Source organism: Roseibium sp. RKSG952 (assembly GCF_009711355.1).
Genome location: NZ_SMMF01000963.1, coordinates 106,455 through 117,648 on the forward strand (window position 1 = coordinate 106,455; position 11,194 = coordinate 117,648).

Below are 11,194 nucleotides of genomic sequence, written 5' to 3' on the forward strand. Positions count from 1 at the left end.
ACGAACCCCCTATCCAAACCGGTTTCGACTTCTAGATTTCTCAAAACTGTCTTGTTGCAAACATTGGTGTCAGGGTTTGAAAAAACCTGTTTCGAGCTAAACGGAAAATTCCCCACATCCTGCCTTTTCGCCAGCCGACCAAACATCATGCATTCGGTCAAATGTAAATCTTTTTCACATACACCCCTTGCAACCAGTCCAAGGCTTCCCATCTAGACAATGTGAAAGGAATTTACATCAACCTGGAGAATCCCAATGACCGCATTGTCCGAACACGCCGTCCCTGAAAATCCGGGATGGCTCCACCGTTGTGAAGCCTGGCTAGACAGCAAGGGCAAAGGCGCCTGGATTGCCGCCATGGTCCTTGGCTTTATCTTCTTCTGGCCTATCGGTCTGGCCTTTCTTGCCTATATGATCTGGAGCAAACGCATGTTCAGCAAATCCTGCAGCCACCGCAAATCCTGGCAGAGCCACATGAGCGCCATGAAGCCGTCAGGCAACAGCGCGTTTGATGCCTACAAGTCCGACACTCTGGCACGGTTGGAGCGTGAACAGCAGGAGTTCGAATCCTTCCTGCGTCGTCTGCGCGAAGCTAAAGACAAAGCCGAATTCGACCAGTTCATGGACGAACGCGCCCGCGACAACCAGAATGAGGCCGAGTCGGGTAATCCTGCCTGACCTGCCCAAGACAACTTTGCCCTGCCCCGCATTCCCGGGTCAGGGCCATTGACACCCATCACCTGGACTTCATGAAATGAACCATTTGCCTGACCCTGATCGCCAACCGGAGTTTTATCAATCTGTGGCGATCAAACGCTTTATTGCCTGGTTGTTTGATATCGCCTTTATCTCACTACTTTGCACAGTCGCCATTGTGCTGACCTTTGGGCTCGGGTTCTTTATCCTCGCGCTGATCTATATGGTCGTCAGCTTTGTGTATCGCGTTGTGACAATCGCGAACGGGTCAGCCACGCTGGGCATGCGTTTCATGGGGATCGAGTTGCGCGATGCGTTTGGCGCGCGAATGGATACCGGTAAAGCGGTTGCCCATACGGCCGGGTATTTTGTCAGCATGGCCTTCCCCATTATCCAGATCATTTCAGTGATCATGATGCTGACCAGCGCCCGTTGTCAGGGCCTGACAGACGCCTTCCTTGGCACTGTGATGATCAATCAGCGCGCATAAGCCAGTCTTGAAGTGAATCACTTGGCGCGTCCCGGAACGGTTGCTATCATCCGTTCCGAGGAAACACGGGACCTTCATGCGACACACGCTGCCAATAGCGCCACAGTTCTATGTGACGGCTCCACAACCCTGCCCTTACCTCGAGGGCAGGATGGAGCGTAAGCTATTCACCGCCTTGCAGGGTGAAGGCGCGGATCAGCTGAACAATTCGCTGTCGCAACAAGGATTTCGTCGGTCCCAGAATGTACTTTACCGCCCGTCCTGCACCGATTGCGCCGCCTGTTTATCGGCGCGCATCGACGTCTCGGCCTTCCGCCCAACCAAAAGCCAGAAACGCGCAGCCAAGCGCAATTCGTATCTGGAGCGGCGCGCCACCTCGCCCTGGGCGACGGACGACCAATATGAACTGTTCCGACGTTATCTGGACGCCCGGCACGCCGATGGCGGCATGGCAGATATGGATGTGTTCGAGTTCGCTGCGATGATCGAAGAGACGCCAATCCGCAGTCGTGTAGTGGAATACGCAGATCCTGAAACCGGAAACCTGATTGCGGTCAGCCTGACCGACGTTCTGGATGACGGGCTGAGCATGGTCTACTCATTTTATGACCCGCAGCAGCCGCAAAGCTCGCTGGGTACCTACATGATCCTTGATCACATCGATATCGCGCGGGAGGCAGGTCTGCCTTACATCTATCTCGGCTACTGGGTGCCGGGCAGCCCGAAAATGGGCTACAAAGCCAAGTTCTCGGGCCTCGAAGCCTATGTGCAGGGTGAGTGGCAAAGCATCAAAGACCCGGATGAGTTTGCCGAAACGGCTCAGCATCCGCTTTCGTCCCCTCCGATTGCCGAGCAGGTTGCCAATATTCAACTTCCGGATCGGCATCCGACCAAAGGATAAATTCCCATGCAGCAGAACCTTCATGCGGTCACCCTCGTGGTGCCGGATTACGATGACGCCATCGCATTTTACACCCAAACGCTGAGCTTTGAGCTAACACAGGACATCGATCTGGGTGGTGGCAAACGATGGGTTCGGGTGAGCCCAAAGGGATCAGGCGGAGCGTCGCTGCTGATCGCCAAGGCAGATGGAGAAGAACAGCAATCCGCCATCGGCAATCAAACCGGTGGCCGCGTCGGATTCTTCCTCGAAACGGATGATTTTCAGCGGGATCACGCGGCCATGGTTGCAAATGGCGTTCAATTCGAGGAACAGCCCAGACACGAGCCATATGGCACTGTGGCAGTTTGGCGCGATCCATTTGGAAACCGCTGGGATCTGATTCAGTTCGCGCAACTGGCAACCACCTGAAATAAATCACATATTCACAGCCCTACAGCACGCGCCGATCAATAGCTTAGGCTGAAACCAGGCGCTTGTTTTTGGTGATCGCGCTCAGTGGAGAGTTGAAAACTGACGCTGGGTCACCAGATATCGCTGACCTCGTGCACTGTTGCACCGAGCGGGAATTCAGCGGCCACAGCCGTTTGACATCATTGAATTATCGATTGCAGCAACGGGTCCCCGGCCCGTCGCTTTGGTATTATTTTGGGGGAAAGCAAATGATGTACGCTACGCGTAAACTGCTTGCGGCAAACCTGACGACACAAATCCTGGTTGCCCTGGTTGTGGGAACCGTTCTTGGATTGATACTGAACTATTGGAGCAATCCGTTTCTCGAGAACAATCTGGTAAATGGTCTGTTCGGCATGATCGGCCAGATGTTTCTGAATGCGCTTCAGATGCTGGTAGTGCCTCTGGTCGTCTTCTCTCTGCTTTGCGGCGTCATCGGTATCGGTGACATCAGGGTATTAGGGCGCGTAGGTGGGCTGACGTTCATCACCTATCTGGCAACAACTGCGTTGGCCGTAACCACCGCATTGGTGTTTGCCAGCCTGATTGGGCCCGGCACCGGATTTTCCGGAATGCACCTTGCTGATCAGAACGTCGCTGTGGCGTCTCAACAAACCGCATGGGACATACTTGCAAACATCATTCCCAAGAACCCGGTGCATGCACTGGCGAACGGTGAGATGCTGCAAATCATATTTTATGTCGTCGTGGTCGGAGTTGCCGTCCTGATGATCGGCAGCAAAGCCAAAGCGTTTGTTCAAGGGTGCGAGTTCATGAACGAACTGGCGATGAAGATTGTCGAAATCGTCATGGCCTTTGCGCCGATCGGTGTCTTCTGCCTGATCGCCAGAACCTTTGCGCTTGAAGGTTTCAGCCTGTTCGCACCGGTCATCGGTTATCTGACAACAATCAGCCTGACGCTGGTCTTCCACCTTTGTGTAACGCTGATGGTGCTGCTTTACGCATTTACAGGACTGAACCCACGCTCGTTCCTGCGCAAGATGCGCTCAGCTCAGGTCTTCGCGTTTTCAACCTCCAGCTCGAACGCAACGATCCCGGCCAGCATGCAATGCGTGACACAGCGCGTTGGTGTTGACCGTTCGGTCGCGTCATTCGGTATTCCGCTGGGTGCAACGATCAATATGGACGGTACCGCCATCATGCATGGTGTCGCGACGGTATTTCTGGCCAATGTCTACGGAATCGATCTGGGTCTGGGCGGATATCTGACAGTGATCTCTATCTCGGTTCTGGCGTCCATTGGTACGGCTGGGGTGCCGGGCGTCGGCATGGTCATGCTGGCCATGGTGTTGAACCAGCTTGGGATGCCACTTGAAGGAATCGCCATCATTCTGGCGGTTGACCGGCTCGTAGACATGATGCGGACTGTCGTGAATGTCACCGGAGACGCGGTAGTCACCACGATCGTCGCGCAAAGGGTCGGCAAGCTGGATCATTCAGTCTTCAACGACCCGAACGCAGGTACTCTGGATGTCACCCATTTGGAGATCGATCACGGTGCAGAGCGTGAGTTCGCCAAACTGACCCACGCAAAAACCGACGTCTGAAACGAAAAACCGGAGGCCATTTGGCCTCCGGTTGTGTCTTGTTTTGAAGCGATCTCTTAGTTCGGGATCAGATCCGGAACGATCGTTACGATCGTTGGGAAGAACCAAAGGATCGCAATACCGACCACCTGAATGATCACGAACGGAATGATACCTCTGTAGATGTGGCCCGTCGTGACCTCTTTGGGCGCCACCCCGCGCAAGTAGAACAGGGCAAACCCGAACGGTGGCGTGAGGAACGATGTCTGCAGGTTCACTGCAACCATGATGGTGACCCACTTCGGATCGAACGACCCGCCATAGATCACCGGACCAACAATCGGGATCACGATGTAGATGATCTCGAGGAAGTCCAGCACAAAGCCCAGAATGAACAGCACCAGCATCACGATCAGGAAGACCGTGAACTCGTTGTCAAAGCTCTTCAGGAACTGCTGGATGTAATGCTCACCACCGAACGAAATCACCACAAGGTTCAGAAGCTGTGACCCGATCAGGATGGTGAACACCATCGATGTCACCTTGGCCGTCTCGCGTACCACAGGTGTCAGGACACCACTGGCAAACAGGATCCAGCATCCGAACAGCAAGCCGAACAGCGCATAGAGATACGCAGCATAGGCAAGAACAAATGCCACCCAGGTCTCGAACGTAACGCCACCCTGATTGATGCGCAGATCAAAGTTCACACCCAACAGCAGACAGATGATGACTGCGAAGGTCGACCAGATGATCACTTTGCCGGAACGTCCCTCATCCTGCAGCTTGCGATAGGCGGCCAGCATGATCGCGCCACCCGCACCCAGCGCAGCGGCCGGTGTCGGGTTGGTGATACCACCAAGGATCGAGCCCAAGACCGCGATGATCAGAACCAGTGGCGGGAAGACCACGCGGATCAGATCATTTGTGGCGCATCGCGCCGCAGCCTCTTTGCACCCGTACAGCGCAATCGCAAACGGTATTGCCAGTAACAGGAACGTCACACCCGAAGATGTTGTTGGCGCGACAAGCAAGGTATCGACAAGCAAGACAAGCAACAGGCCAATAGCACCAAGGATCAAAGGCTGCATCGGGCGCGAGGGTGCGATACCCCGACCCAGAACCAGCGTCAGAGCCAGTAGTACAACTGTCACGGCCACGCCAGTACCAATCGGAGCAGCTGCCGCGATCTTGGCCTCACGTTCAGCCGCGATCTCATCTTCGCTCAGACGCTGCGCCTGTGACACACCGCCTGCCTCGTCGATTGCCTCCTGCTCGGCCACGGCCTGATCCCAGGCAGACTGACCATGCAGTTCGATCATCGAAGCCTGACACTCAGCCGAGACATTTGTGCGAAGCGACGCGCCCTGCCCGACATCGGAAAAGCCCGATACAGCGATGTTCTGGCTACCAATCACACCGACACTGCCCAGCAGGAAAGCACCAGCAATCAGAGCAACCGGTGCACCCAGCAGCCAAGTCAGACCTTCCGCGCGGGTAATCGGCTCACCCGTGCCACCCGACATTGCAACCGCAGGCGCCTTGTCCGGGTTCAGCAGTGCATAGCCAAACGCATAAAGCGCATAGAGCAACGCGAGCATGATACCCGGCAGCAGAGCCGCCTGGAACAGCGTTCCGACCGAAACCACCGCAGGCTCACCCAGATAGGTCAGCGCGTCGGTACACCCTGCCTCAACCGCGCGGGTTTCCTGTGCGGTCGAATAGAGGTCACCGGCAAGCGTACCCAGCAGAACGATAACAATGGACGGTGGAATGATCTGGCCCAACGTGCCCGACGCTGCGATGACACCCGTCGCCAGTTCAGGCGAGTAGTTGTTGCGCAGCATGGTCGGCAGTGCGAGCAAGCCCATGGTTACAACAGTGGCACCCACGATCCCGGTCGAGGCTGCAAGAAACGCGCCCACGACCACAATCGACACGGCCAAACCACCCGGCAGCGGGCCAAAGACGCGCGCCATTGTAGTCAGCAGATCGTTTGCAATCTTCGAGCGCTCCAGCGTGATGCCCATCAGAACAAACATCAACACCGCCAGCAGGGTCTCAATCGACTGGCCCGCCAGAACACGCTCATTCATACGGTTAACGATGAACGACACGTTGCGGTCCAGAGCGGTTTCCCAGCCTGACGCAAAAACCGGCTCGGCAATCCTGGGCAAATCCGGGTATCGGAACACGGATATCGTGTCGGGTTTGATGCCCGAGTTCACAACATCCCTATAGGCTTGCGAACCGGTATCGATCGCCTGATGGATCAACAATCCGGCGCTATCCAACGCCGCGATGATCCCGAACGAGATAATCCCTGCGCCACCGATGGCAAAGGCCACCGGAAAGCCGGATAGGATGCCTCCGAAGAGGCAGAAGAATACGATAATGAGGCCTATTTCGACGCCATCAAGTCCGAATAACATAGTCTGGGTCTCCGTCCCTAATGTGCGCCTTCGTAGGCTTCTTCACCCTCGCCAAGGCTGTCCTTGTCGAGGTATTTTCCAACGCTTTCAGGTCCTTCCACGTACTCCAGATAGGATCGGTACAGGAATGCGATTGCGTGAAGGAAAACCATCGCCGCAAATGCAACCAGCAGGATCTTGAACAGGAAATAACCGTTAAAGCCGTTGGGGCTGAAACCGATGGTTTCAACGTTCCAGCGCAGCGCCTGGGATTTTTTTGTCAACTGTTCCAGGGTATTGCTGGCAGAAGGTTTCGGCACGATCAGGTGCCGCCACATGAAGTACCAGCCGTACATCCAGGTCAGCACCGCCATTGGCATCATGAACAATACCGAACCCAGCATATCCACCACACGCTTGGCCTTGTGGCTGATACCGGCATAGATCAGGTCAACACGAACATGCCCGCCCTGTACGAATGTGTAGGTACAGCAAAGGCAAACGACCATTGCGTTATAGAGCTTCAGTTCCTCAGCGTACCAGCTGATGTCCATCTGGACCGGAATGCCCAGCCCAAACGACATGTCGGGGCGCGCGAATACGCGCTGCATGAATACGATGACGATCTGCTGAATCACCATTAGCAAACCTGCCCAGGCAAAGAAACGCCCGGTCGTGTTCGCGAACGCCTCAAGGCCCCGCACCATGCCCCACATAAAGTTCCGGTAATAGAGGCCAATGGCCGTCAGAACCAGAAACAGTGTGAAGATCACGAAGAAAAACTCGACCGATCCGCCATAATAGACAAAGCGCATGATGGCTTCTTTGTCCGACCAGTTCAGCCAGAGCTGCGGATGCGTGATGGCGTATCCGAAATTATAGAATGCTTCGGCGATGTTCTGAACGAACCAGACCAGTCCGTTCCACAGGGCGCCGAAGAAGGAGATACCGTTATCGTCCTGCATGTTGTCCCCAGGTCGCATCAGTTGCAATGCTGATTATAGCGGTTTTGTCCAATCCGCGCATTTGCAACAGGAAAGGTTCCCCCGCAGAGGCGGGGAAACCAATTGATCGTATTGAATGTGATTAGCCGCGTACGCGGTTACGCTGGGCCGTGTAGATGCCCGAAGACTGGTCCAGCCAGCCTGCCGACGACGCCGACGACGCCATGTGGCTGTCGTGGATCTTCTTGAACAGCTCATCGCCCATGTTTTCGTCCAGAACTTCCTGGCTGGCTGCGCCGAACGCATCCCAGACGCTGTCCGGGAATTCCATGACCTTGACGCCACCCGACTGCAGACGCTGCAGGGCCGCACCGTTGTTAGCCAGGAATTGAGCCAGGTTCCACTGGTGGCATTCAGCCGCCGCGATCTCGATGATCTTCTGCTGAGCAGGTGTCAGGCTTTCGAAGACGTCGCGGTTGGTTGCCAGCGACAGACCTGCGTTCGGCTCGTGGAAACCAGCGGTGTAGTACACTTTGGTGATTTCCTGGAAGCCGGCTTTCTCGTCGGCCCATGGACCGATCCACTCGGTTCCGTCGATCGCGCCGGACGACAGCGCCTGATACACTTCCGAACCCGGGATATTCTGAACAGATGCGCCCAGTTTACCCAGAGCTTTACCGCCAAGACCCGGCATACGGAACTTCAGACCGTTGAAATCTTCGGGGCTGTTGATCTCTTTCGAGTACCAGCCACCTGCCTGCGCGCCGGTGTTACCTGCCAGGAACGATTTCAGACCAAAAATCTGGCCCAGCTCGTCATGCAGCTCCATGCCGCCATCCTGGTAGTACCAGTTGACCATTTCCTGAGCGGTCATACCGAACGGAACAGCAGTAAAGAAGGCATAGCCCGGGTGCTGACCAACAAAGTAGTAGTCAGCCGCATGATACATGTCCGCCTGGCCCGATGATACGGCGTCGAATACTTCGAACGCGCCAACCAGCTCACCAGCTGCCTTGATGTCAACGGTCAGGCTGCCATCCGACATAGCATTGATGCTGTCGGCGCAACGCTGCGCGCTGTCAAAAACCCCAGCCAGGCCACGGCCCCACGAGGTAACCATAGTCAGCGTGCGGTTACCCTGCGCGTATGCCGGTGCCGCCAGAGCGGTCGCCGCCGCGGCCGAGCCGCCCAGTGCTGACGTTTTCAGAAACTTACGACGATCCATATGAGTGATCCTCCCCTACATATTCAGTACCCGGACTCCTCCGGGCTTAGTCGTTTCAGTGCGCGCCAGCCTAATGACGAGGATGTGAATGTGAATACCTAGTACTGCGTAGAGGACGGGCTTTTTTCAGCTTTCCGGATAATTATTAGCCTCAATTTCAAGCCTGAACCCGAATTCTCAAGGCTTTACCGCACTAAAATGCCCATTCTTTTTGCAATTATCCCTCGGCTTGCGTATCGATTCGACCATGAGGGGATTCCGAAATCTGGTCTCGCTGACCTACGCACAGAAACTGTCACTGGTGGCCGCCCTACCGCTGGTCGTGGCTGTCGCGGCAATTGCACTGTTGGTGACATATGAATCTCGGGCCACAGCCGAGCGTGAGATTCAGGCCCTGGAGCGTCGTCTGATCGAGGCCAAGAAAGAAGAGTTGCGCAACTACGTTACTCAGGCACGCAACGGTTTCGCCTATATCTATGGTCGCGCCGCCCCAAATGACGAGATCGCGCAGAACCTCGTGAAACAGATCCTCTCGGCAATGATCTATGGCAAGGATGGTTTCTTCTTTGTCTATGACTATGACGGGAATAATCTGGTCAGCCCGCGCCAGACCGAGTTCATCAACCGCAATTGGGAAGGATTGACCGACAGCGATGGCACGCCCGTCGTAAACGAATTCATTCGCCTCGCCCGTCAGGGTGCCGGTTGGCACAGCTTCATGTGGCAAAAGCCCTCGACCGGGGAAGAGGCGCAGATGATTGCATATGTCGTGGGACTGCAGGACTGGCGATGGGTCGTCGGGACAGGTGTCTTTATCGACGACATTGTGGCCACCGTTGCCAATGCCCGGGCCGAGGTTGAGGCGCGGGTACAGCGTACATTCATGTATATTGGCGGGATTGTTCTGGCGGCGGTTCTGATCGTCTTTACCTCGGGCATGTTACTGAACATCCGCGAACGCCGCCTGGCGGATGCCAAACTCAAGGAACTGACCCAGCGTGTCTTCGATGCGCAGGAGGAAGAACGTGGTCGCGTGGCCCGCGAGTTGCACGATGGGATCAGCCAGATACTGGTTGGTGTCCGTTATGCGCTGGATAACACTCGCCGCCGCTTGTCCCGCGGCGACGACGATGGCGCACGTGATCCGTTGGACAAAGGGATCGAGCATCTGGGCACCGCCATTACCGAGGTCCGCCGTATCAGCCGAGACCTGCGCCCTGGTGTTCTGGATGATCTGGGTCTTGGCCCCGCTCTCAAGGCGCTGACCGATGATTTCAGGGAACGCACCGGAATTGAAACCGAATTCACTACCGTTGTTTTCCGCAACCGTCTGGATCAGGACAGCAAGATCGCTCTTTACCGTATCGCTCAGGAGGCGCTGACGAATATCGAACGCCATTCCGGCGCAACTCGTGTTACCATTGACCTGCGCGGCCACAAGAAGGGCGCAACCATGCGGATTACCGACAACGGCCGCGGATTGCGCACCGGGCCAAACCGATCAGGCAGCGGCATTGGGCTTCGCAATATGCAGGAGCGCATCGAACAGCTTGACGGCTCCCTGCGCATTCTGTCATCACGCGGCGCGCAAAGTGGCACCGTGATCGAGGCCAGTCTGCCGCTTAGCCACTTGCTGCCACCGCAGGAAGACGCAACACCGAAACGAAAGGCCGGTTCATGAGTTCCAATACGATCCGTGTCCTGATCGTCGACGACCACCCCATGGTTGCCGAAGGCATTCAGTCAATCCTGGAAAGCTATGACGAAATCGAAGTCGTCGGTACGCTCAGTAACGGTCAGGAAGCAGTAGATCAGGCGAACCTCCTACAGCCGGATGTCATTTTAATGGATCTGAACATGCCCGGACTGGGTGGTCTGAGCGCGACCGAGCTCATCCTCGAACGGTTGCCGGACACCCGTGTTCTGATCCTGTCCATGCATGACAGCCCAGAGTACATTTCTACGGCTCTGAGCCACGGTGCGAGAGGTTACATTCTGAAGGACGTTCAGACCGAGGAAATCAAACAGGCGATCGACGCCGTGATGCAGGGTGAGCGTTACCTTTGCACTGGCGCCAGTGGCTCGCTTGAACCCAAAGGCGACAGCGCGCGCGAGGCCCTTACGGGGCGTGAACAAACCATTCTCTTGGAGCTTGCGCAGGGTAAATCCAACAAAGAGGTTGCTCTGGCCCTGGATATTTCAGTGCGAACCGTTGAGACCCATCGCAAGAACATCAAACGCAAACTTGGCATTTCCTCGACCGCGGGCCTGACACGATACGCCATGGAACACGGAATGCTGCAGGGCACTGGTGTCGGCTTTTAGTTCGACCTCAACGTGGCCGAATATCTTCTCCAAAGAATATAAGCGTGCCATCTTCATCGAGCACGTGGAACTCACGCTGCAGATAGGGTTGGTCAAACGGTGCGCGTACGCGACCTTCGGGCAGATCATCCAACCCCGAACGTAGTTCTTCGTACAACTCATCGATCCCTTCTACATCAATGTAAAAGGAATGCTCATCCCC

The 11,194-nt window shown here is 55.8% G+C and carries 11 protein-coding genes; 7 read left to right on the top strand and 4 right to left on the bottom strand.

Annotated features, from left to right (window positions below):
- Window positions 1-255: 255 nt before the first annotated feature.
- The 5 genes from E1297_RS46675 (at window position 256) to E1297_RS46695 (ending at window position 4,108) form a co-directional block, all read left to right on the top strand.
- Window positions 256-678 (top strand): DUF2852 domain-containing protein, encoded by a 423-nt coding sequence (locus tag E1297_RS46675; RefSeq protein ID WP_155150903.1) that lies wholly within the window; start codon window positions 256-258, stop codon window positions 676-678.
- Between the two features lie 76 nt (window positions 679-754).
- A complete protein-coding gene (locus E1297_RS46680; RefSeq protein ID WP_155150906.1) occupies window positions 755-1,186 on the top strand; it encodes an RDD family protein in 432 nt (143 codons plus the stop codon).
- A 76-nt stretch (window positions 1,187-1,262) separates the two neighbouring features.
- Entirely contained in the window at window positions 1,263-2,087 is an 825-nt protein-coding gene (locus E1297_RS46685) for an arginyltransferase (protein WP_155150909.1), read from the top strand.
- A 6-nt stretch (window positions 2,088-2,093) separates the two neighbouring features.
- A complete protein-coding gene (locus E1297_RS46690) occupies window positions 2,094-2,498 on the top strand; it encodes a VOC family protein (protein ID WP_155150912.1) in 405 nt (134 codons plus the stop codon).
- A 251-nt stretch (window positions 2,499-2,749) separates the two neighbouring features.
- The gene (locus E1297_RS46695; RefSeq protein ID WP_155150915.1) at window positions 2,750-4,108 is read left to right on the top strand and encodes a dicarboxylate/amino acid:cation symporter; all 1,359 of its coding nucleotides are present in this window, start codon (window positions 2,750-2,752) and stop codon (window positions 4,106-4,108) included.
- Window positions 4,109-4,164: 56 nt separating this feature from the next.
- Here the strand turns inward: E1297_RS46695 and E1297_RS46700 are convergent, their stop codons facing one another.
- The 3 genes from E1297_RS46700 to E1297_RS46710 all read right to left on the bottom strand — a co-directional run bounded on the left by E1297_RS46700 (window position 4,165) and on the right by E1297_RS46710 (window position 8,667).
- Window positions 4,165-6,519, bottom strand: a complete 2,355-nt coding sequence (locus E1297_RS46700) for a TRAP transporter large permease subunit (RefSeq protein WP_155150917.1) — start codon at window positions 6,517-6,519, stop codon at window positions 4,165-4,167.
- Between the two features lie 17 nt (window positions 6,520-6,536).
- Window positions 6,537-7,463 carry a TRAP transporter small permease subunit gene (locus E1297_RS46705; protein ID WP_155150921.1) on the bottom strand — a complete coding sequence of 309 codons (927 nt, stop codon included), beginning with the start codon at window positions 7,461-7,463 and terminating at the stop codon, window positions 6,537-6,539.
- 121 nt (window positions 7,464-7,584) lie between these two features.
- Window positions 7,585-8,667 (bottom strand): TRAP transporter substrate-binding protein, encoded by a 1,083-nt coding sequence (locus E1297_RS46710; protein WP_155150923.1) that lies wholly within the window; start codon window positions 8,665-8,667, stop codon window positions 7,585-7,587.
- Window positions 8,668-8,914: 247 nt separating this feature from the next.
- Here E1297_RS46710 and E1297_RS46715 point away from each other — a divergent pair, with 247 nt between their 5' ends.
- Together E1297_RS46715 and E1297_RS46720 are read left to right on the top strand one after the other, a co-directional pair.
- A complete protein-coding gene (locus E1297_RS46715; RefSeq protein ID WP_155150927.1) occupies window positions 8,915-10,348 on the top strand; it encodes a cache domain-containing protein in 1,434 nt (477 codons plus the stop codon).
- Window positions 10,345-10,992, top strand: a complete 648-nt coding sequence (locus E1297_RS46720; protein ID WP_155150930.1) for a response regulator transcription factor — start codon at window positions 10,345-10,347, stop codon at window positions 10,990-10,992. Before E1297_RS46715 ends, E1297_RS46720 begins: the two co-directional genes overlap by 4 nt.
- A gap of 7 nt (window positions 10,993-10,999) precedes the next feature.
- Here the strand turns inward: E1297_RS46720 and E1297_RS46725 are convergent.
- Window positions 11,000-11,194: hypothetical protein (locus tag E1297_RS46725; protein WP_209016412.1), on the bottom strand; the 195-nt coding region annotated here is incomplete at its 5' end.

Coding starts and splice junctions, on each gene's coding strand:
- E1297_RS46710 (WP_155150923.1), bottom strand. CDS start 8,667: ATGGATCGTCGTAAGTTTCTGAAAACGTCAGCACTGGGCGGCTCGGCC.
- E1297_RS46715 (WP_155150927.1), top strand. CDS start 8,915: ATGAGGGGATTCCGAAATCTGGTCTCGCTGACCTACGCACAGAAACTG.
- E1297_RS46695 (WP_155150915.1), top strand. CDS start 2,750: ATGATGTACGCTACGCGTAAACTGCTTGCGGCAAACCTGACGACACAA.
- E1297_RS46675 (WP_155150903.1), top strand. CDS start 256: ATGACCGCATTGTCCGAACACGCCGTCCCTGAAAATCCGGGATGGCTC.
- E1297_RS46705 (WP_155150921.1), bottom strand. CDS start 7,463: ATGCAGGACGATAACGGTATCTCCTTCTTCGGCGCCCTGTGGAACGGA.
- E1297_RS46720 (WP_155150930.1), top strand. CDS start 10,345: ATGAGTTCCAATACGATCCGTGTCCTGATCGTCGACGACCACCCCATG.
- E1297_RS46685 (WP_155150909.1), top strand. CDS start 1,263: ATGCGACACACGCTGCCAATAGCGCCACAGTTCTATGTGACGGCTCCA.
- E1297_RS46700 (WP_155150917.1), bottom strand. CDS start 6,519: ATGTTATTCGGACTTGATGGCGTCGAAATAGGCCTCATTATCGTATTC.
- E1297_RS46680 (WP_155150906.1), top strand. CDS start 755: ATGAACCATTTGCCTGACCCTGATCGCCAACCGGAGTTTTATCAATCT.
- E1297_RS46690 (WP_155150912.1), top strand. CDS start 2,094: ATGCAGCAGAACCTTCATGCGGTCACCCTCGTGGTGCCGGATTACGAT.